Source organism: Cryptosporangium sp. NPDC051539 (assembly GCF_044454545.1).
Classification (GTDB): Bacteria; Actinomycetota; Actinomycetes; order Mycobacteriales; family Cryptosporangiaceae; genus Cryptosporangium.
In genome coordinates this window covers 196,813-216,989 of record NZ_JBITDV010000014.1, presented here as the reverse complement: position 1 = coordinate 216,989, position 20,177 = coordinate 196,813, and the positions used below count along the sequence as shown (strand labels likewise).

The 20,177-nt window shown below is 69.6% G+C and carries 23 protein-coding genes; 12 read left to right on the top strand and 11 right to left on the bottom strand.

What is annotated here, in order from left to right:
* Window positions 1-20 precede the first annotated feature (20 nt).
* The gene (locus tag ACIBZJ_RS36410) at window positions 21-440 is read right to left on the bottom strand and encodes a PaaI family thioesterase (protein WP_395937972.1); all 420 of its coding nucleotides are present in this window, start codon (window positions 438-440) and stop codon (window positions 21-23) included.
* Between the two features lie 105 nt (window positions 441-545).
* On the opposite strand from ACIBZJ_RS36410, the gene ACIBZJ_RS36405 reads away from it, so the two are divergent.
* Window positions 546-1,913, top strand: a complete 1,368-nt coding sequence (locus ACIBZJ_RS36405) for an EAL domain-containing protein (protein ID WP_395937970.1) — start codon at window positions 546-548, stop codon at window positions 1,911-1,913.
* 37 nt (window positions 1,914-1,950) lie between these two features.
* Here ACIBZJ_RS36405 and ACIBZJ_RS36400 read toward each other — a convergent pair whose 3' ends face one another.
* Window positions 1,951-2,922, bottom strand: a complete 972-nt coding sequence (locus tag ACIBZJ_RS36400; RefSeq protein ID WP_395937968.1) for a magnesium and cobalt transport protein CorA — start codon at window positions 2,920-2,922, stop codon at window positions 1,951-1,953.
* A gap of 110 nt (window positions 2,923-3,032) precedes the next feature.
* Here ACIBZJ_RS36400 and ACIBZJ_RS36395 point away from each other — a divergent pair, with 110 nt between their 5' ends.
* The 4 genes from ACIBZJ_RS36395 (at window position 3,033) to ACIBZJ_RS36380 (ending at window position 7,991) form a co-directional block, all read left to right on the top strand.
* Entirely contained in the window at window positions 3,033-4,730 is a 1,698-nt protein-coding gene (locus ACIBZJ_RS36395; protein ID WP_395937966.1) for an ATP-binding protein, read from the top strand.
* A gap of 126 nt (window positions 4,731-4,856) precedes the next feature.
* Window positions 4,857-5,312 carry a response regulator gene (locus ACIBZJ_RS36390; protein ID WP_395938148.1) on the top strand — a complete coding sequence of 152 codons (456 nt, stop codon included), beginning with the start codon at window positions 4,857-4,859 and terminating at the stop codon, window positions 5,310-5,312.
* Window positions 5,313-7,140: 1,828 nt separating this feature from the next.
* A complete protein-coding gene (locus ACIBZJ_RS36385) occupies window positions 7,141-7,452 on the top strand; it encodes a hypothetical protein (protein WP_395937964.1) in 312 nt (103 codons plus the stop codon).
* A complete protein-coding gene (locus tag ACIBZJ_RS36380; RefSeq protein WP_395937962.1) occupies window positions 7,449-7,991 on the top strand; it encodes a GAF domain-containing protein in 543 nt (180 codons plus the stop codon). The genes ACIBZJ_RS36385 and ACIBZJ_RS36380 overlap by 4 nt, the downstream gene beginning before the upstream one ends.
* Window positions 7,992-8,066: 75 nt before the next feature.
* Here ACIBZJ_RS36380 and ACIBZJ_RS36375 read toward each other — a convergent pair whose 3' ends face one another.
* Both ACIBZJ_RS36375 and ACIBZJ_RS36370 read right to left on the bottom strand, forming a co-directional pair.
* Window positions 8,067-8,381 (bottom strand): STAS domain-containing protein, encoded by a 315-nt coding sequence (locus ACIBZJ_RS36375; RefSeq protein WP_395937960.1) that lies wholly within the window; start codon window positions 8,379-8,381, stop codon window positions 8,067-8,069.
* 100 nt (window positions 8,382-8,481) lie between these two features.
* Window positions 8,482-8,907 (bottom strand): OsmC family peroxiredoxin, encoded by a 426-nt coding sequence (locus ACIBZJ_RS36370; RefSeq protein ID WP_395937958.1) that lies wholly within the window; start codon window positions 8,905-8,907, stop codon window positions 8,482-8,484.
* Window positions 8,908-9,097: 190 nt separating this feature from the next.
* On the opposite strand from ACIBZJ_RS36370, the gene ACIBZJ_RS36365 reads away from it, so the two are divergent.
* Complete coding sequence (locus ACIBZJ_RS36365) at window positions 9,098-9,676, top strand: hypothetical protein (RefSeq protein WP_395937956.1); 579 nt, start codon at window positions 9,098-9,100, stop codon at window positions 9,674-9,676.
* Window positions 9,677-9,689: 13 nt separating this feature from the next.
* Here ACIBZJ_RS36365 and ACIBZJ_RS36360 read toward each other — a convergent pair whose 3' ends face one another.
* Window positions 9,690-10,064, bottom strand: a complete 375-nt coding sequence (locus ACIBZJ_RS36360) for a cupin domain-containing protein (protein WP_395937954.1) — start codon at window positions 10,062-10,064, stop codon at window positions 9,690-9,692.
* Window positions 10,065-10,149: 85 nt separating this feature from the next.
* Here ACIBZJ_RS36360 and ACIBZJ_RS36355 point away from each other — a divergent pair, with 85 nt between their 5' ends.
* The gene (locus tag ACIBZJ_RS36355; protein ID WP_395937952.1) at window positions 10,150-10,593 is read left to right on the top strand and encodes a MarR family winged helix-turn-helix transcriptional regulator; all 444 of its coding nucleotides are present in this window, start codon (window positions 10,150-10,152) and stop codon (window positions 10,591-10,593) included.
* A gap of 38 nt (window positions 10,594-10,631) precedes the next feature.
* Window positions 10,632-11,543 (top strand): hypothetical protein, encoded by a 912-nt coding sequence (locus tag ACIBZJ_RS36350; protein WP_395937950.1) that lies wholly within the window; start codon window positions 10,632-10,634, stop codon window positions 11,541-11,543.
* A 122-nt stretch (window positions 11,544-11,665) separates the two neighbouring features.
* On the opposite strand, the gene ACIBZJ_RS36345 is transcribed toward ACIBZJ_RS36350, so the two are convergent.
* Window positions 11,666-11,872 (bottom strand): DUF397 domain-containing protein, encoded by a 207-nt coding sequence (locus ACIBZJ_RS36345; protein WP_395937948.1) that lies wholly within the window; start codon window positions 11,870-11,872, stop codon window positions 11,666-11,668.
* 25 nt (window positions 11,873-11,897) lie between these two features.
* Complete coding sequence (locus tag ACIBZJ_RS36340) at window positions 11,898-12,740, bottom strand: helix-turn-helix domain-containing protein (RefSeq protein WP_395937946.1); 843 nt, start codon at window positions 12,738-12,740, stop codon at window positions 11,898-11,900.
* 379 nt (window positions 12,741-13,119) lie between these two features.
* Between ACIBZJ_RS36340 and ACIBZJ_RS36335 the strand changes: the two genes are divergently transcribed.
* The 3 genes from ACIBZJ_RS36335 to ACIBZJ_RS36325 all read left to right on the top strand — a co-directional run bounded on the left by ACIBZJ_RS36335 (window position 13,120) and on the right by ACIBZJ_RS36325 (window position 14,831).
* Entirely contained in the window at window positions 13,120-13,302 is a 183-nt protein-coding gene (locus ACIBZJ_RS36335) for a hypothetical protein (protein WP_395937944.1), read from the top strand.
* Window positions 13,299-13,829 (top strand): hypothetical protein, encoded by a 531-nt coding sequence (locus ACIBZJ_RS36330; protein WP_395937942.1) that lies wholly within the window; start codon window positions 13,299-13,301, stop codon window positions 13,827-13,829. The genes ACIBZJ_RS36335 and ACIBZJ_RS36330 overlap by 4 nt, the downstream gene beginning before the upstream one ends.
* A gap of 333 nt (window positions 13,830-14,162) precedes the next feature.
* Window positions 14,163-14,831: a hypothetical protein gene (locus ACIBZJ_RS36325; protein WP_395937940.1), complete on the top strand. Its 669-nt coding sequence runs from the start codon at window positions 14,163-14,165 to the stop codon at window positions 14,829-14,831.
* Between the two features lie 68 nt (window positions 14,832-14,899).
* Here ACIBZJ_RS36325 and ACIBZJ_RS36320 read toward each other — a convergent pair whose 3' ends face one another.
* Both ACIBZJ_RS36320 and ACIBZJ_RS36315 read right to left on the bottom strand, forming a co-directional pair.
* Entirely contained in the window at window positions 14,900-16,093 is a 1,194-nt protein-coding gene (locus ACIBZJ_RS36320; protein WP_395937938.1) for a PQQ-binding-like beta-propeller repeat protein, read from the bottom strand.
* A 95-nt stretch (window positions 16,094-16,188) separates the two neighbouring features.
* The gene (locus tag ACIBZJ_RS36315) at window positions 16,189-16,590 is read right to left on the bottom strand and encodes a winged helix-turn-helix transcriptional regulator (RefSeq protein ID WP_395937936.1); all 402 of its coding nucleotides are present in this window, start codon (window positions 16,588-16,590) and stop codon (window positions 16,189-16,191) included.
* 77 nt (window positions 16,591-16,667) lie between these two features.
* Here ACIBZJ_RS36315 and ACIBZJ_RS36310 point away from each other — a divergent pair, with 77 nt between their 5' ends.
* Window positions 16,668-18,065, top strand: a complete 1,398-nt coding sequence (locus ACIBZJ_RS36310) for an MFS transporter (RefSeq protein WP_395937934.1) — start codon at window positions 16,668-16,670, stop codon at window positions 18,063-18,065.
* Here the strand turns inward: ACIBZJ_RS36310 and ACIBZJ_RS36305 are convergent.
* Together ACIBZJ_RS36305 and ACIBZJ_RS36300 are read right to left on the bottom strand one after the other, a co-directional pair.
* Entirely contained in the window at window positions 17,994-19,478 is a 1,485-nt protein-coding gene (locus ACIBZJ_RS36305; RefSeq protein ID WP_395937932.1) for an acetyl-CoA acetyltransferase, read from the bottom strand. The two genes, ACIBZJ_RS36310 and ACIBZJ_RS36305, sit on opposite strands and share 72 nt — an antisense overlap.
* Before the next feature lie 51 nt (window positions 19,479-19,529).
* Window positions 19,530-20,147, bottom strand: a complete 618-nt coding sequence (locus ACIBZJ_RS36300) for a TetR/AcrR family transcriptional regulator (protein WP_395937930.1) — start codon at window positions 20,145-20,147, stop codon at window positions 19,530-19,532.
* Window positions 20,148-20,177: the final 30 nt, after the last annotated feature.

Here is a 20,177-nt window from a genome sequence, read left to right as displayed (position 1 = left end):
GCCGGAACGCCGCGCGAGCATTAAGCGCCCGGTAGCGGCACGTTCTGCAACCGGACCTGCCCTCGAGCCACTGCTTTGTCGTCGGAGTCCCTGGTCAGGACCACCAGCCACAGCTGCTGCGTCCGGCCCTGCTGGATCGGCGTTGCGACCAGGCTCACCCTCCCGTCGGTCATCGACCGCAGAAAGTCCGTGGCGTTGTGTACGCCGACGGCGAACTGGTTGCGGTCCTGCACCGCGAGCGACGCTCCGAAGCTCGCCGCCGTCTCCACCGCGGACGCGTACACGCCGCCGTGCACCACACCGAACGGGGTGTGGTGCTCCGGCCCGAGGTCGAGGTACCCGCGCACCTCGGTGCCGCCCGCCGCGGTCAGGATCAGGCCGGCGGCCCGCATGTACGCCGACTGCGACTTCCCGAGCTCTTCGAGCTCCGACTGGCTCATCTCCATTGGTGGTGCTCCTCAACTATCTATTGGGACGTCCATTGAGCAACCGAACCGCAACCGCGCTCTACTCGCCGGCTAACAGACGGCACCGATCAAGTCAGCATGACCGAGACTTCGTACGCCGAGCGGGCCGCGGACAGCACGCTCCGGCTCGTACCGCGCCCCGGCTCGATCGCCGCCCAGGCCCGCTCCGGAGCGGTCGGTGCCGCGCGCCCCGACAGCCGCGGCCGCGCGAATACTCGGTTCCCCACGATCGACGCGGTCATCGACGCCCGCGCGATCTTCCCGATGTTCCAGCCGCTGGTCCGGGCCGAGGACCGGGCGCTGATCGGCTACGAAGCACTGAGCCGCGGTCCGCAAGGCACCCCCTGGGAGTCGCCGATCGCACTGTTCGAGGCGGCCGCCGAGGTCGGACGGGTCGCCGAGCTCGACTGGGCCTGCCGGGCCCGGATCGGCCGCGCGGCGATCGCCGCCGGCCTCGACCGGACCACCGCGCTGTTCGTCAACGCCGAACCACCGGCTGCCGCGACCGCCTGCCCCGACGACCTGCTGCCCGCGATCCGCGAGGCCGAGCGCCGGCTGCACCTGGTCGTCGAGATGACTGAGCGGTCGATCGCTGACGACCCGGCGGGCCTGCTCACCGCGGCGTCCGCGCTGCGGGCCGCGGGCTGCGGCATCGCGCTGGACGACGTCGGCGCGATTCCGGCGTCGCTGGCGCTGATGCCGTTGCTCGACCCGGACGTCATCAAGCTCGACATGCACCTGATCCGTCGTCCGGACGACCTCGAGACCGCCCGGGTGGTGAACAGCGTCATCGCGCAGGCCGAGCGGTCCGGCGCGGCGATCCTGGCCGAGGGCATCGAGACCGCCGCGCACCTCGCGACCGCCCGCACGATGGGCGCGTCGATCGTCCAGGGCTGGCTGACCGGGCGTCCGGCGGCGCTGCCGACCGAGGGCGCCCCGTCGCTGCCGCCGGAGCGGCTCTACCGCCGGGTGGTCGAAGATCCCACCGGGACGCCGTTCGACCTGCTCTCCGCGTGCCGCCCGCCGCACCGAGCGACGAAGAGCGCGCTGCTCACGATCAGCAAGTACCTCGAGACGAAGGGATTGGACTCCGAGGAGCCGCCGGTCGTCCTGGCGTGCTTCCAGCACGACCGCAACCTCTCGCCGACCACCCGGGCCCGGTTCGCCACGCTGGCCGAGTCGGCCGGGCTGGTGGCCGCGATCGGCGAGGGGGTCAGCGCCGAGCCCGCGCCGGGCGTCCGCGGTGCCGGCCTGGAAACGCACGACCCGCTCACGCGCGAGTGGAACGTCGTCATCGTCGGACCGCACTTCGCCGGTGCGCTGGTGGCCCGCGACCTCGGCGACACCGGCCCGGAGGGCGAGCGCCGCTTCGACTACGTGCTCACCTACGAGCGCTCGCTGGTGCTCCGCGCGGCGCGCTCCCTGGTCCGATGGCTCGCCCCGTGAAGCCGAGGGCTCGCTCCGTGAAGCCGAGGGCTCGCGCCTAGAGCCAGTGGTTCTTCCGGAACACCCGGTACAACGCCCCCGACACCGCGACCATCATCAGCACCGCCAGCGGATACCCGAGTAGCCAGTGCAGTTCGGGCATGTGCGTGAAGTTCATGCCCCAGATCCCGGCCAGGAGCGTCGGCCCGGCGATCAGCGCCGCGTACGCGGAGATCTTGCGCATGTCCTCGTTCTGCCACGCCCCGGTCCGGGCCAGCTGGGCGTTGAGGATCGAGGTGATCAGGTCGTCGAAGCCCCTGACCTGCGTGTTCACCTGCAGTACGTGGTCGGCGACGTCCCGGAAGTGCGGCGTGTTGCCGCCCGGCAGCACGGTGTCGCCGCGCATGATCGCGCGGGCCACCGGCTCCAGCGGCTCGACCGCCTCGCGGAACTCCAGCACCTCGCGCTTGAGCTCGTAGATCCGCTGGGTGACGTCCTGGCGTTCCGGCGCGAACACCGCCAGCTCCAGCTGGGTGACGTCGGTGCGCACCTCACCGACGATCGCCACGTACGAGTCCACGATCGCGTCGGCCAGCTCGTAGACGACCGCGCCCGCGCCGTGCTCAAACGCCTTCGGGGAGCCGTCCAGCCGGCGGCGGGCCTCCCGCACCGGGTCGTGCTGGTTGCCGTGGCTGACCGTCACCACCGCGTTCCGGAGGAGGAACAGCTCGATCTCACCGGTCTCGATCGCCGAGGTCTCGTCGGTGTATTTCAGCGTCTTCAGTACGACGAACGTCTGATCGTCGTACCGCTCGACCTTGGCCCGCTGGTGGGCCTGCAGTGCGTCCTCGACGGCCAGCGGCGGCAGGTTCAGCCTGGTCGCGACCGTGCCGAGCTCGTCGGCCTCCGGCGTCCAGAGGGAAAGCCAGCCGAAGTCGGAGCCGGTGAGTCCCTCCATCGCCGCCAGCATCGCTTCGAGGTCACCCTCAACCGGTTTGACCACGCCGTCGACGTAGATCACGCAATGCATCGATCACCCCTTACAGGCCTCACGCCAGTGTTATCCAGAATTCGTGCTTAGCCGCTCAGCGCAGCGGGTAAAGAAGAGAATTACGCCGTTTCTGGGCTAATGTCCGCGAGATGGCGCAGCGCGACATCCCCCCGGCCAAGCCGCCCACGGATCCCTTCCCCGAGAACCTTCCGCAGCAGTTCCTCCGTTCCCTCGTCGAGAACCTCGACAGCGCTGTCGTTTTGTGTGATCCGAAAGGACGCATCCTCCTCTTCAACCGTGCGATGGCGATCGCCTGCGCCAGCGGCACCACCGCGAGCTGGGAGCGGACCGCCGACGACGCCGACCTCGGCGAGTTGCGCGTCGGCCTCGACGTGAGTCGCATCTCCGGATGCCTGCGCAATCCCGACGGCTCCCGGCTGGTCCAAGGGGAGCTCCCGCTGTCCAGGGCACTGCGCGGCGAGCGGATCCGCGACCACGAGATCCACCTCGGCCCGGACGGCCGCCGCCCCCGTACCTACCGCGTCCACGGCGAGGCGGTGCGGAACGAGGCCGGACGCACGCTGGGTGCGCTGCTCACCCTGCACGACATTACCGAGCGCCGTCTCGCCACCCGATTCGGCGACTGCGAACTGGCCGTGTCCGAGGCGCTCACGATCTCGGCTTCCGTCGCCGAGGCCGGTACGGCCGTTCTGGCCGCGGTCGGGAAACGGCTGTCCTGGCCGTACGGCGAGCTCTGGCTCGCCGACGAGGCCGAGGACGTGCTCTATCCCGCGGCCCGGTGGGTGGCACCCGGCCATCAGCCGTCCGACCCGATGCCCGACCGGCTGGCCCGCGGCGAGGGACTTCCCGGCGAGGTCTGGGCGACGACCGCTCCCCGCTGGTACGCCGACGTGGCCGCCGCCGGAGCGCATCCCAGCCTGGCCGCGACCGCCGGCCGCTTCGGGCTGCGGTCGGCCGTCGCCGTCCCGATCCGGACGCCCGAGCAGTTCATCGGCGTCCTGACGTTCTTCGGCGCGACGGTCGAAGAGCCGGAGAGCTCGCTGCTCTCGCTGCTCTCGGGCGTCGCCGCGCACGTCGGGCAGTTCCTGTCCAGACGCAGGGCCGACGGCCTCTCCCTCGAACTGACCCGGACCAAGGACGACTTCCTGGCCCTCGTCGGGCACGAGCTCCGCACGCCGCTCACGTCGATCGTGTCCCACACCGAACTGCTGCTCACCGACACCGAGCACATCGTGGGCGACAACCGGATGCTCCTCGAGTCGGTCGACCGCAACGCCCACGCGCTGCGCGGCATCGTCACCGGCCTGCTCGACCTCGCCGGATTGGAGTCCGGCGACATCTCGCTGGACCTCGTCCAGGTTGATCTCTGCGAGATCGTCGCCGCGTCCGTCTCGGCGCTCCGCCCGGTCGCCGAACGCAACGACGTCAAACTTCACGTGGACGCTCCGCGGGTGCTGGCGGTGTGCGGGGACCCGGTGCGGCTGCGCCAGCTGGCCGACGAGTTGCTGTCGAACGCGGTGAAATACTCCCCCGACGGCGGCGACGTCGGAATACGGCTCGAGCACGACGGCGATCACGCGGTGCTGACCGTGACCGACGCCGGTCTGGGGATCCCGGAAGCCGAGCGCCCACGCTTGTTCGAGCGGTTCTTCCGGTCTTCGGCCGGTACCGAGCGGGGCATCAACGGGACCGGTCTGGGCCTGCCACTGGCCCGGGCGATCGTCGAGAGACACGGCGGCACGATCCGGGTCCGGCACGCCAATCCCGGCACGACGATGGCGGTTTCGGTGCCGGTCGACGGCCCGGAAACGAGCCCGAAGAATTAGCCGTATCAGGCCTTCGGCCCCCTATACCGTCCGACGTCGTGGAACCGTACGATTGGCGCCGGACTCCCGTCCAGAAGCGCGCGGGGCGATCCGTACCCGTCGGCACGGTAGGAGACCCCCATGATGATGACGCAGATATCTCCGCCGGTTCCGTTCGATGTCTTGATCGTCGACGACGACGCCGGTGACGTCCTGATCATCGAAGAAGCGCTGATCACCCACGGTTTCGGCAGCACGCTGCACATCGTCTCCGACGGCGTGCACGCGATGGAGTTCCTGCGCCGGGAGGGTGAGCACAAGGACGCGCCGCGTCCGCACCTGGTGCTGCTCGACCTGAACATGCCCCGGATGAGCGGCCGCGAGGTGCTCGAGGAGCTCAAGCGCGACGACGACCTGGCGAGCATTCCGGTCGTCGTGCTGACGACCTCGTCCGCCGACGAAGACATCCTGCGCTCCTACGACCTGCACGCGAACGCGTACGTGACCAAACCGGTCGACTTCTCCGAGTTCGAGGGCGTCGTCGTGCAGATCGAGCAGTTTTACGGTCAGACGGCGCAACTCCCAGGCCGCCGCCGCGATTAGTGGGCGGCCTGCTGAGGACGACGAGGACAGGCGAGCGGGCCTCCTTGAGGCGGGATCCCTGGGGCCACGGCGTCGGCCCGCTCGACTGTCCCCGACGCCCTCAGCAGGCTCCAGGTTTCAGACCTACCCGCGACCTCTCTTGGCGGGAACGCTTGGGAGCGGAGATCGGGTGGACCGAGCGCGGCTTGGGCGTCGGCGGACTCGGCCCGCCATCGCAGCCGGTCGGTGAGGGTTCGCATGAGCAGCGATGCGAGGGGTGGGCAGTCGTCGTCGGTGGGCGTGGCGCGCTGCCAGGTGTAGGCGTCGGTGTTCTCGATCTGTTTGCCGACGCGCCGAGGACGCACAGGACGTGGCGTTTGCGGTCGGCGCGGTGGTCGGTGAGGGTTTGCCGGACCATTTGCAGGAGATGAGGATGCGCCGTCCGACGAAGCCGAGGGTTTCGCGGCGGTGGGCTTTGCCGGAACACCGTCCGGGGCTGAGCCCGGGGTCGATCGAGGTCACCGTCGAGGCAAGTGCCGAGGACGCGGAGGCGGCGAGCCAGGCAATTGCTCGGACTCCCTGCCCCGACGAAACCACGACGGTCCGCGTCCAGTCCCGTGGACGATCTATCGGCATGAAGTCGACGGGCAGCAGCGAGCGGACGCTCTCGACGAGTTCGACACTCAGCGTCCGTCGTTCTGAGAACCATCGGCGGCGACTACCCGCAGTATCCGACGCAGGGTCCGTGGATCGAGCCGAGCAGCGGCCGGACGGACGCCATCGCAGGCCGTCACCAGGCCGTCGGAGGTTCACCCGCGGCCACCGACGACCACCATCAACGTCGGGGCAGGTCAGAGCGCCGGAACACCGATACGGCCCAGGTCGCCCAGCGCCCGGACCAATTGATCAACTTCTGACGTTACTGGGCCTCCTGAACTGCGGTTTCGTGGGCCTTTGAGGCATCTGGTCGATGGCTTTGCGTGCCCTGGTCTCGCTGGTCGGCATCAGGTGCGTGTACGTACGGAGTGTGAACCCGGCGTCGGAGTGGCCGAGGTTGTTCCGGTTGTGCGCGTTCCGGTCGCCGGTGTAGACGAGCAGCTTGGCCGTGACCGGCTTGCCGGTCGGGACCTCCCACGGCAGCGCCGGCCGGCCCGAAGATCTCTCCCCGCCGTAGGCCGGCGGCCGAGCCGAGGTCGACCATGACCCGGCTGTTCGGTTCGATACCACCCCGCACCGCCGCCACGCGTTCGCGGGTCCAGGGGACGACCTTGCGCTGATCGACGCGGGGAGCCTCGACCGTCGGAGCCTTGCTGGGGTACTCGGCGATTCGCTCGTCGTCGACGGCCGCGGAGAACATCGCCGAGAGGTGGCCGAAGATCACCCGCCGGTAGGACTGGGCCAGGCTGTCCTGTTGGAGCTTCCGAACCCACGTCCGGACCTGCTCGGGGCCGATTGCCGAATGATCGAAGTCGCCGAACGTGGGATGGATGTGCACCCGGATCGGGACTCCGTCAGCTCGCGAGACGACTCGGTCTCGGTCGTGACGAGGAACGCGTCAGCGGCCTTCTTCTCCCGGTCGGGGAACGGCTTGCTCCGGTCCCTGCCGTCCGGCGCGATGTACCGGACGCGGTAGCGCAGCGCGCGAGGGTGGTTCGGTTATCGCGGAAACCTTCCTCTTGGCGGTCGTCGGCGTGTCCTCCCGGTCAGGCGGCGTGGATCGTCGGAGCGGTTGAGCGCTCGGGGCTGGGGTCCGGGTCGGATTCGGTGGGTTGGCTAAACGGACTTTATGGGCGATCATGGGCGTAACCGCCAGTAGTTTCAGGGTGGCGGAACGTGAGGACGGACGACAATGATCGATCTCCCGCACCCCCCGCCCGGCGCGACGTCCGGGCCGTACGGTCTGCCGCGACCGGACCTGGACGAGGCCCACATGGCGCTGGCCGAGGTCTACGCCGAGATCACCGACCGGATCTGGCACCAGCTGCTCAACGACACCAAGCTGTCCGGGCGCGAGACCGACCCGGACTCCCTGGACCGGGTGATCGAGGCGATGAAATCCGGCGACCCGATCACCGCCCTGTGCGGCCGCTCGCTGGAGATCCGGGTCGCGGCGTTCGACGCGATCGCCACCGACCGCGAGCTGCTCGGGAGCACCGCATGAGCACACTGCTGCACCACCGGCTGGCCGGCCGCGAGCGTCTCACCGCGATCGCGAGCTACGACCTCGACGATCCGCACCTCAGGCAGCAGCTCGACGCGATCGCGATGCGCACCGCGTCGCACCTGCACGTGCCGACCGCGATGACCACACTGATGCTCGACAACGCGGCGATGATCGTGGGCTCGTCCGGCGTCGAGGGCTGGATGCGCGCCGGCGGCGGCCCGGCCGAGTGGGCGTTCTGCGCCCAGACCGTACTGACCGGTGAGCCGTACGTCGTCTCGGACGCCACCACCGACCCGATGCAGTGCACGAACCCGGAGGTGGAGCTCGACGGCGTCCGCGCCTACGCGGGTGCGCCGCTGATCACGCCGGCCGGACACGTCCTCGGCGCCCACTGCGTCATCGAGCACGTCCCGCACGTGTTCAGCGCGGACGAGATCACCGAACTGCAGGCAGCTGCCCAGGACGTCGTCACGGCGCTCGAGCAGCACCCGAGCCGGCACTCCGCGCAGTACCAGCCGTCGTTCTTCACGAACTGACGCCCGAAACACCCGGCGCCGGCCCCGGAGGGTCGGCGCCGGCGTTGTGCCCGGACGACTCAGGACCCGGACCGATCAGGCCACCGGAATCAGGTCGGAGAGACCGACCAGGTCGAGGACGCGCTGGGCGTAGCGGCCGATGTTGCGCAGGTGGAACTGGCCGCCCTCGGCGTTGGCCGCCTTCCAGCCGTACACCAGGACGCCGATGCCGACCGAGTCGAGGAACGGGCACTGCGCCAGGTCGACGATCACGGACCGGCCGGCGTCGAACTCCTTGGCCATCATCGTGCGCAGCGTCGGGGCGGAGTCGGAGTCGAGGTCACCGACGACACCGATGACGGTGTCACCGTCGACGGCGCTGACGACGAAGCGCGCTGGTGGCCGCTCCATGGCTACCCTCCTCACCGCGTGGCATTGGAAGGGCTACCCCGCGCGACGGAGGGTTACGCGGGCTCCGGCCCATGCAACCCCCCGGCGCGCCCGGGAAAGGTCAGGCGAGCGAGGCGTCCAAGGTGATCTCGACGCCCGAAAGCGCCTTGCTCACCGGGCAGTTGGCCTTGGCGTCGGCGGCCGCGGCGGCGAAGTCGTCGGCGGAGATGCCGGGAACGTCGCCCCGCAGCGTCAGCTTGATGCCGGTGATGCCGGTGCCGGGCACGAACGTCACGTCGGCCGAGGTGTTCAGCGCCGTCGCCGGGGTGCCGGCCTTGGCCAGCCCGTTGGAGAGCGCCATCGAGAAGCAGGCCGCGTGAGCCGCGCCGAGGAGCTCCTCCGGCGTGGTGGTCGACGCCGCACCCTCGGAGCGGGCCTTCCAGTTGAGGTCGAACGACCCGAGGCCGGAGGAATCGAGGTTGACCGACCCCTTGCCCTCGAAGAGGCTTCCCTCCCAGTGCGCGGTCGCGGTGCTGGTAAGCGCCATGTCCGTCTCCCAATCGCGTAGGACGTGTCATCGGTGAACGTACCCGGGCGGTTACCGCACCGCCCGCGCGGTAGCCCTGCGAAGCACGTCGACAAATCGAGAAACACGAACCCGCACCAATAGGGCGTTTCCGCCTGTTGTGTCCTGTTCTCCTCCGCGCTCTCCGTGCGCGGATCGAGAGGAGTTCAGGTTGACGAAAATTCGCATGCTCGTGACCGCGACGATCGCTGCCGCCTGCGCGATCGCCACGGTCGAGGTCACGGCGTCACCGGCCTTGGCCGGTGCCCAGGTCACCGGCGTCTACGACCGGCACTACCAGCGGACCGCTCCCCGCTTCTACTACGACATCAACATCCGCGCGGCGCAGAACAGCCGGCTCACGCTCTACTACTCCTCCCGGCTGGACAACGTCCGGCGATTCGTTTCGGTACGGGCAGGCAGCGGACAAGGTTCGCTCGACGAGTGCGCGAAGGGCCGCGGGGTGCTGCCGGTCGGGCGGTACTCGGTCCGGTTCCTCTCGAACTACCGAGCCGGTAACCCGGTCGTCCGCGGTGACGTCTGGGCGCTCTCCGCCCAGCGCTGCAAGAACCGCCGGACCGTGCGGAACGACCTGTTCATCCACTCGAGCGGCATCCCCGGGACGAAGTTCCGCCACTACAAGACGCTCGGGTGCATCAAGGTCGACCAGGCCGACCGGGCCCGCCTGGCCGCCGCCTGGCGGTCGGCCTGGAGCAACGCCCGCGGCCAGCTGATCGTCCGCAGGCGCTGAACGTCCGCAGGCGCTAGTTCGCCCACGGCGGGGTGAGGGTGGAGCCGTCCGGGAGTTCGGCGACCAGGCCGACGGACGTGGTGACCCAGGCCCGCAGCGGCCCGTCGCCGGTGACGTCGACCTGGAAGCTGGCTCCGGCCGGCACCAGCACGACGTCTCCGGCGGTGGCGGTCTTCGCCTCGCCGTCGATCGTCACCAGGGCGGCGCCACCCAGCACCACCAGCACCTCTTCGCGGCTCGGCCGGTGCGGCACCCCCGCCGTGCCGGCCGGGACGTCCAGGCGCCAAGTACACAGCTCGGCGCTTCCGGAAGCCGGCCGGACGTAGGACGTGAAGCGGCTGCCGTGGATCTCGTGCACCGCAGCCGACTCTTCGGACAGGACTGGCATCGCGCGCTCCTTCGATATTGGTCAAGCTGGTTGACTAAATAGTCAACTAGCTTGACCAAACCGTCAAGCACTTATTCTCGGAGCCATGGCCGACGAACTCGCGCTCTCCACGCTGTTGCTGAGCGCCGCCGGCACGCTCGTCGACCAGATCCACGCCGGTGTGGTCCGCCGCGGATTCGACGACATCCGGCCCACCCACGGATACGTGTTCGCCCGGATCGCACCCGGCGGCGCGACGATCAGCGCGATAGCCGAGCACCTCGGCGTCACCAAGCAGGCCGCGAGCCAACTGGTCGACGAGCTGGTCAAACGGGGATACGTGGACCGGCGGCCGCACCACGGGGACGGCCGGGCGAAGCTCGTCGTCCTCACCGATCGGGGCTGGGCCTGCACCCGTGCCGCCGACGACGCGGCCACCGAGGCGATCGGCGGCTGGGTCGGCGTGCTCGGTCAGGAACGGGTCAGTGCGCTGGTCAGCGATCTCCGCGCGGTGACCCGGCCGGGGCACCTCCGGCCGGCTAGCTGGTGAGGCGTTAACACCACCGCCTAGGTGGGCATGCACTCCGGATGGAATCTCTGAGCCGATCGGATCAGGCGGTCTTAGCAGGGGCGATCGTCGTCGTCTGCTTCGTCGTCGCGCTGAGCCTCCGCGGAACCCGGCCGGGCGCACCGGCGCGGATCGGCGCGATCGTCGCCGGAATCGCCGTGATTCTGACCCTGATGGTCGGTATGCGGGCCAATGATTTGACGAACCCGCGATCCGACGACCGGGACACGCCCCAAGCCCTGCACCCGCGCACCGCGCAGGCGTACGGCGGCGCGACGCTCGTCGGCGACCCGCAGTCCGGCCTCACCGTGCATCCGCCCGCCGAAGGAACGACCGGCGGTGCCTACCTGGCCGACGCGAAGTTCTGCGACGGACGGCTCCAGGCCGGCGTCCATCTGGAAACGGACGGCCGGCAACTCAGCGCGGCGGCCGATCTCCCGGCCCAGCCGTCGGCGACGCCGACCGACCTCACGGCCGACCCGTCGGCGACGACGGGCGCCCCCTCGCCGGCAGCAGCCGAACTCTCGGCTGACCCGTCGGCCGCGGCGGCCGATCCTTCCGACGCCCCCGCTGCCCCTTCCGCGACGGCAACCGACCTTCCGGCCGAGCCCTCCGCGACGGCAGGACTGGTGCTGAGCGTGCGGGCGACCGCGGATCCGGGTTCCCCGGCGGCGCTCACGGTCGAGTACCGGCCGTCCGAACAGGAAGTCCGCCTGCTCGACCAGGACGGCGCGGAGATCGCGAGCCTCGAAAGCGCGGCGACGGACCCGGTCGTCCGGATCGAGATCCGCGGCACCAAAGCGTCCGTCTGGTTCGACGGGCAGCGACTCTCCGACCACCCGGTACCGGTCGCCGAGGGATGCGGCGCGGTGCGATTCGGCGCCTGGGGTTCGGACGCCGTCCTGCGCAACGTGGTGATCCAGCCGGTCTGACCAGTGCTACCCAACTGGCCGACCAGCTCCCCCGCTCGTATCACCCCGCCGCGGACTCGCAGCCCGGCCTGGAAGCCGGGCACGTTTCCGCGGTCGGGGACCACAGACGGGGGTTTTCCGTTTCAGACCAGGTCGAATTCTCCGGCCTTGGCTCCGTTGATGAAGGACCGCCATTCCGCGGCCGGCAGCACCAGAGCCGCACCACCACGATCCTTCGTGTCACGGACAGCGACCACGGTGTTCATCAGCGCAACCTCGACACAGTTGCCGTTGCCCGTGCTCGCCTTGCTCTTGTGCCACGGAGCGTAAGTGAGATCGATGTTCGTCATACCTGCCTCAGCTTTCCTGCCACGACTACGACATGTCACCAGCGGCTTCGCGGATCCGGAGTACGGATTGTTCCGGGTCGAGTGCTATGCCGCACAGCTTCCCGTGGACGGTCTGGTAACCCTCCACTTGATCCGGCTCCTCCAGAGCGATACCCACAGTGAGGTTATCTAGGTAGACGACAGAATTGTCGTCCGGATCCGGGAAACTAAGGATGACATAGGGTGTGGTCATCGCGGGGTGCCCACCGACATCGAACGGCAACACCTGGATGGTTACATTCGGTAGTGCTGCTAGCTCGGCTATGTACTCAAGTTGTTCACGCATCACCGTTACGCCACCGAACGCCCGCAACAGAACTGCTTCATTGAGAACGGCGGAGAATTCTGCCGCCGAGTCTCCTTTCAGCAGGTCCTGACGACGTAGGCGAGCCGCCACCTTCCGATCGACGTCGTCGTCTCCGGCGGTGAGGCGGAACGCCGCGCGGGCGTAGGCCTCGGTCTGCAGCAGTCCGGGCACGGCTTCGGCTTCGTAGGTGCTGATGCGCACCGCCTCGGCTTCCAGACCGACGTAGAACTCGAACCACGACGGCAACACGTCGCCGTAGTTCTGCCACCAGCCTCGTTGCTGGGCGCCGCGGGCGATCTCGATGAGGGGCTCGGAGTCCTCGCCCGTGACCCCGTACAGGGCCAGGGCGGCGCGGACGTCCCGGGGCTTGATTCCGATTTGGGCGGTCTCGATCCGGGACAGGTTGCTGCGGGACATGTCGAGCTGGCGAGCAGCCTGCTCGAGCGTCATCCCCGCGTTTTCGCGGAGGTTACGCAGCTCTCGGGCGATGCGACGGCGACGAACCGTGGGGCTTCCTGACACCGCGCGAGTTTCGCACCACCCGCTGCCTCACACCAGCCTCGATCTCGCACCACGCCGAAGTGGGAGTTGCATTGCAAGGGTCACAGATGCACTATCGAGACAGAGGTCGTCAGCATGTGACCCGCGGCGTCTACCGGGACCGCCGAGGTGTCATCGCGATGCCGTCCGTTGCGATGACGCGCGCCCTGCAGCCCGAGACCCGGAGAGAACCGAAATGGCAACGACCGTTGTCGGCTACCTGCGACCGCATCGCGACTCATCCGTTGATGCGGCAGCCGATCACGAGGCCCTTCGACGTTACGCCGAGGACCGCGCCCTGGACTTGCGACACGTCTACGCGGACGGACGCGGTCCGAATGCGACTCGAGGGCGGCGCGGGGTGCGGAGCGGCTTCGCGGCCGCGCTGGCCGACGTCCGGGAACGCCGCGCGGACGGGGTGCTGCTGCTCGACGTCGCGCACCTGTCCTGGCACCCCGACATCCGCGACTCGCTGACCTATCTGGTCGAAGACGCCGGTGGCCGGCTCTTCGTCGCCGACGAGCCCGCACAGGTCCGGACATGAACGCGGTGACGCTGCCGGCCGAGCCCACGATCCCGATCGCGTGGCCGCCGGCACTCGGTTCGCCGGAGGATCGCCCGGCCACCATCCGCCTCGTCCCGGCCCCGGTCGAGTCCACACTGCCTCCACTGGCCGAGTCGGTACTGCCATTCGGCGACGTCTCCCGGGTGGTGGTCGGCTACCTCCGGGCCGCGCCGACCGCGCCGAATCCGATCGCCGAACTCGTCAACGGCACGGACGCCGACGGGGCCGACGAAGACGCGACCGCCCCGCTGGTCGCCGCGATCGCCCGGTACGCCCGCGAGCGTGGCCTGACCCTGCTGCGGGTCCACCGCGACGACGTGGCCGACGACGACGCCCGGCGCCCCGGGTTCTCGGCCTGTCTGCGGCACCTGTACCTGTGTGAGGCATCGGCGATCATCGTGCCCACCTGGAGCCATCTGGCGCCCAACGATGTATTGCGGCGCGCGCTCTGCCACAACGCGACGTCCGCGGGCGGAACGATTCACGTCGTCGACGGCATCGAATAGTCAGTCCCCTCGAGGCGGATTGGAGAAATCTCCGATCCGCCTTTTTCATGCCCAAATGTCGGAATGAACGACTATCGCCCTGCGCGCTATTGACGGAAAGCCGGATAGGTAACGGGCATCCAGGCCAAACCGCCCGAACGGCCTACTACTTCCTTCCGAACGGATCTCGCGGATTCACTCTGGCGGGCAAACCTCCCTATTCACACAAATAGTGAATGCCGTCAGGCCCTATCCGGGACAGAACTAACGCCGATGCCTCTGCTTTGCTCCATCCCGCCTGAACATCTGAGGAGGCTTTGAATGGGAAGCAAGGCACGACGGACGACATTCTCGGTGGCTGGACTGGCTCTGGTCGGCGGCGCCTCGCTCGCTCTCGCCGCGCCGGCATCCGCGTCGACGCCCGCCGGGGACAACCCCGGTCGCGGCTACGGCTACGGCTACGAGAACGGCGGCTACGAGAACGGCTACGGCGTGGACCACGAGCAGTCCACGGCGGTCCAGGGGACGTACAAGAAAGTCGAAACGACCACGCTGAACTGGGCTGCGGCGGACAGGAAGAAGGAGCAGGCGGCCGGGGGGAACAAGGGCTACTTCGAAAAGGGCCGGCAGACCGGCCACGACCCGAGGGGCCACCAGCACGACCCCAAGGGTGACCGGTGGGACCACGACAAGGACCGCGACCGGGACCACGGCCGGGACCACGACAAGGGCCACGGCAAGGGGTGGGGCAACGACCACGACAAGAGCCGTGACTGGGACCGGGACAAGGACCGGGACCACGACGGCGGCCACAAGTGGAAGAAGGACCGCGTCAAGGGCTTCCACAAGAGCTACAAGGACTGCAAGAAGGCCGGCATCAACGGCGTGCGCAAGGGTTGGTGGGACTCGTACGACTGCGACTTCACCAAGCGCGGCTACAAGGGCTGGCACAAGAGCTGGGACAAGTACGGCGACAACGACTGGCGCTGCCGCGGTACCTGGGTGCTGAACGTCCGCGGCTGACGATCAGCGTCTTTCCCTGAGTCGAACGCCTCGGGTGCTGCAACTGCGCACCCGGGGCGTTCTCGCGTTCAACCGGTGGCGGAAAACAGCGTCAGCGAACCGGAGTCGGCCGACAGTCCCGCGTATTCGTTCACCAGTGACGGCGCCGCACCCGCGGACGGAGTACGGATCGCCCCGGTCTTCCCGTCCATTGTGACCGGTTTGCCGTCCAGGACGCCGTACACCGCCCCGTGCCAGGCCGTCGTGATCCGCGGCGCGCCCCGGTCGCCGACCGGCAGCTCCCAGAGCTCCTGCAGGCTCTGCACGTTGTACCCGACCGCGACGTTCCGGGTACCGGACGCCCCGCAGACGACCAGCGTCCGCCCGTCGAACCAGCAGTTCTGCAACTGCTTGATCTCGGAGCGGGGCCCCGGGTACCGGGCCGTGCCGGTGACCGGGTCGAGGAAGTCGAAGTACGGATCGGTGCTGGTGAACTCGCGGCCCTGCACGCCCATCAGCCCCGGGCCGAGCGGGAACGAACGGCCCTGCTGCAGCGCGGTGTCCGAGCTCCAGAGCTGGACGCCGTCGGTGAGACGCAGGCCGACCGTCCGCGTCTTGGTCTGGGTGGTGTCTTCCCCGATCTGACCGGCCACGACGGTGCCGTCGACCACCGTCGGGTCGAAGTACTGGACGGTCCACCGGGTACGCCGGGTCTGCGCGTCGACCACGTACGTGGTGGTCGACGTGTCGAGCACGATGGAATCCGCAGTGACGCCGACCAGCCGGACCTGCTGCACCGGATCACCGGGTAACGCGTCGATCGTCGCGGTCCAGAGCTCGGCACCGGTCTCCGGATCGACGGCGACCAGTGCGATCGCCCGGTGGTCGGTCACCCGGGACGTCCCCGGCACGGTGACCGAGGCGGCGGCGTACACCTGGCTCTCGTACAGCACCGGCGGGGCGATCTGGGTGGAGTTCGCGAACGTTACCCCGGGCATCGTGATGACCCAGCCCTCGTCGCCGGTGACCGCGTCGATGGACGCGAGCTCGGTCTCGTCGGCGTAGACGACCGTGCGTCCGACCAGGACGGCCCCGATCGGAGGCCGGCTGAGGCCGTCGTTCGAGCGCGCGGCGGCGGTGAGCGTCTGACCGTCGCTGACGAACTTGCCCGGCGGGTCGAACGCGCGGGCCTCGGGCTCACTCGGTGTCGGTGCCGCACTGGTCGGATCGATGCCTTGAGCGCCGTCCGAGTTGTCGCCGCATCCCCCCGTGAGTGCGAGCACGACTAACACCGCTCCGAGCAGAGCTCCCTGGCGAACCACAGGTCGCACGGTAACCAAGGTTGCGCAGTGAGATCAGCCAATTACTGATTTGTGTCTCAACCAGCCACGGAATCCGCATTGCGCGTCTGGTCGTAGACGTCCTGGGCCTGAGCGATCGCGGTGCGGTGCCGCTCCGCCCACGACGTCAGCTGGACGAGCGTCCCGTACAGCTCACGGGCCATCTCGGTGGCCGTGTACTCGACCTTCGGCGGCACGGTCGGGTACACGGTGCGGGTCAGCAGCCCGTCGCGCTCCAGGTTCCGCAGGGTCAGCGTCAACATGCGACGGCTGATCCCACGCACGGCGCGCTCGAGCTCGGTGAACCGGACCGGGCCGTTGGCCGCCTCGACCAGGATCCCGATGCTCCACTTGCTGCCCACACGGCCGAGAACCTCGGAAACCGTACAGGCCCGCGCGCGCTCGTCCTGCACGGTCACATCGCTGTTGCAGAGGGACATGAAAGTGCCTCCTTACGGATCAGTCATGGGGAACACACCATGGGCTCTGTAACAAACCATGCCCCAAGGAGCCTCCCGTGCGAACCCCCTCGGCACTCGCGATCCTGTGCGGCGGGCAGTTGCTCGTCGTCCTTGATCAAACGATCGTCAACGTCGCACTGCCGGTGATCCAGGACGATCTGGACTTCAGCCCGGCCGGGCTGGCCTGGGTCGTCAACGGCTACCTGATCGGCTTCGGAGGGTTCCTGCTGCTGGCCGGACGGCTCGGCGACCTGATCGGACGGGTCCGGGTGCTGCTGGCCGGCACCGTGCTGTTCTCGCTGGCGTCGGTGGCCTGCGGGCTGGCCACCGGACCGGGATCGCTGATCGCCGCACGGTTCGTCCAGGGCATCGGCGGAGCACTGCTCTCCGCGGTCGCGCTCGGCATGATCGTGGCGCTGTACCCGGAGGCCAGGGAGCGGGCCACCGCGATCGGCTTCTTCAGCTTCGTGGCCGCGGTGGGCGGCGCGCTCGGCCCGATCATCGGCGGTGCACTGACCCAGGGTCTGAGCTGGCACTGGATCTTCTTCGTCAACGTCCCGATCGGGGCGTTCATCACCGTCGCGGCGGCGCGGGTGCTGCCCGCGGAGCGGGGACCGGGCCTGCGGTCCGGCGCCGACGTGCCGGGCGCGGTTCTGATCACCGGCGGGCTCATGCTCACGATCTACACGATCGTCAGCCCCTCCTGGACGACCGGTGTCCTCGCGGCGGTGCTGCTCGCCGGGTTCGTCGTCCGGCAGGCTACCGCGGCCACCCCGTTGCTGCCCCTGCGGCTGTTCCGCTCGCGGACGCTCTCCGGTGCCAACGGCGTCCAGCTGCTGCTGGTCGGCGCGATGTTCGGGTTCCTGTTCCTGTCGACGCTGCTGCTCCAGCGGGTGTTCGGGTTCGGAGTGAGCGAGACCGGGTTCGCGCTGCTCCCGGCACCGGTCGCGATCGCGGTCGTCACGCTCCTGTTCTCGCCCCGGCTCAACACCCGGTTCGGCGAGCCTCCGGTGCTGGCCGCCGGCCTGGTGCTGATCTTCGCCGGGTTCCTCGTCCTCACCCAGGTGCCGGTCGAGGGGCCGTACGCGACCCGGTTGCTGCCGGGCATCCTGCTGGTCGCGGTCGGGTTCGGCACCGCGATCCCGGCCCTGACCGGGCTGGCGATGGCCGGTGCCCGCCCGGAGGACGCCGGTCTGGCGTCCGGGGTGTTCAACACCGGCCAGCAGGTGGGTGGGGCGCTCGGGCTCGCGGTGCTGGCCACGCTGGCCGCCTCGCGCACCGGCTCCTCGTCCGCGCCCGGCGCCCTGCTGGCCGGCTACCACCTGGCGTTCGGCGTCGCGGCCGCGCTGGTGGCGACCGCGTTCGTGCTCACGATCGTCGTCCTACACCGGACGTGGTACCCCGTCGCGGAGAACCGCCCGGCGGCCGACGTGAGTGACGCGACCGTCAAGTGACCAGGCCGCCGCAGCCGCGGTGTCGCCCCTCGGGGTCGAGACCGCGGCCCGGCGCCCGTCGGGGGTACTCACCACCACGAACGCCTGCGCCGGAGCTCCGGCCCGGTCGTGCTCCACGGTGGCGGTCTCGACCACGTGCCCGTCGTCGTCCAGCTGCGTGACGTCGGCAACGACCGGAAGAGCACGCTCACGGCGGAGTACCGGACCGGTGACGTAGCGGTCCGCGGGCGTGGACCCGAGCACGACCGCGTGCTGAGAGGTGAGGAACCCACCGTTGGCGTGCACGAGCCCGAGGCGGTCTCCACCGCGGAGGCGTTCGGCCGCGCGGGCCAGCGCGTGCAGCGAGTAGCTGTTGAGCGGGCCTCCGAACGACGAGTGGCCACCGGTGACCGACAGGACCGCCTCCCGGGGCAGGCCCAGCGCGAGACCGGCGAGCTTCGCCACGATCGGGAAGCAGGTGTAGACGTCGAGGAAGTCGACGGCCGGGACCTCGGCCCGGTCGAGTACGCCGGTGAGGGCGTCGGCCAGTGCGGTCGACCGGCCGAGCTTCGGGCGGGCCACCACGTCGGCGAGGTCGTCGACCCCGGCGGCTGCCCGGACGTGCACGATCTTCTCCTCCGGCACCCGGGCCGCGCGGGCGGCGGCGAGCGACGTGACGATCACCGCGGCGGCCTGGTCGACGAACGGCAGCGCGTTCATCGACAGCGGGTAGGGCTCGCAGACCAGGCGGTTCTTCGCGGTCACCTCGCCGACGGCGGCCGGGCTCAGCGCGGTGGTGTTCCACGCGATCGGGTTGGTCGCGGCGACCGCGCTGAGGTCGGCGTAGAGGCGCGCCGACCAGTCCGCGTTCTCCGCCGGGGTGAGGCCGAGGTCGGCCTGCAGACGGTTCTCGTACAGCGGATAGACCCGCGTCGGCAGCAGCAGGCCCGCGGCCTGCATGGCCGGACTGCCCAGGTCGGCCGCGTCGATCGGTGTCGGCCCTCCGGGCCGGGCGGTCCAGCCCAGGTCCCGGACCGGGTCGGCCACCGATTTGGAGAGCGCCGAGGCGGACGCGGCGGCCTCGCCGCCGACGAGCAGGGCGACACTGCTCTGGCCGGACGCGATCCGGGACGCCGCTTCGTCGAGCAGGCGGATCGGCCACTGCCCGCCGATCGGGCTGTCGACGCGATGCTTCGGTTTCGCCTCGACGCCCTCGGCGACGTCGGCCGAGAGCTCGTCGTAGGCCCAGCTCGCGACCCGCACCGCGTAGACCGCGTCGGCCGCCCGCAGCAACGCGGGGGCACCGGCGTCGGCCGCGGCCAGGTCGAGCGCCTCGAGGATCAGCGCCAGCGGTTCACGGGCTTCGCCGACCGACCGGCCGCGATTGGCTCGTACCTCGCCCACACCAACGAGAACGGGAAGCTGATAGTCCATGGCATTTATTCCGATTTCGGGGGGCTGGGTGGGGGTGTAGCGGCTGGGATTTCACATCCTGGCGACGGCGGTGAACAGTTCGGTGAGGTGCTCGACGAGTTCGTCGGCTCCGCTGCGGCGCACGACCAGCGAGCCGAGATCGGACGCGTGCGACTTGCTCTCATTGGCGGTGGCTCCGGCGATCAGCACCTCGACGACGCCGCCGACGAGCACGCCGGCCGAGAGAAGATCTCGGCGGGCATCGCCGCCGCTCCCGACGCGCAGGGGGCGCATCAGGCGGGCCGCGAGCTCGACGAACGAGGCCAGCAAGACCCGGCGCTGCTCGCGGAACTCCGGAGTGGCCAGTGATTCCATCAGCAGGACGCGGACCGTGCGCGGGTCGTTGATGAAGTAGTCGGCGAGCGCGGCCAGCACGTGCCTGGCGTCGCCGGGTGCGGCCACGAGCGACTCCCGCACGACCCGCTCGACCTCGGCCGCGATGCGGTCGGTGGCCGAGAGGAACAGGACCTCGCGGCGAGGGAACTCGTCGTAGAAGAAGCGCGGCGAGAGCTTCGCGGCCCGGCAGACGTCGGCGACCGTGGAGCCGGCCCAGCCGACGGTGCCGAACACCTCGACGGCGGCATCGAGGAACTGCTCGCGGCGGCGGGCGACCCGCTCCTCGGAGCTCATCCCTCCATAAACCCGTGTCATCGTGAAGAA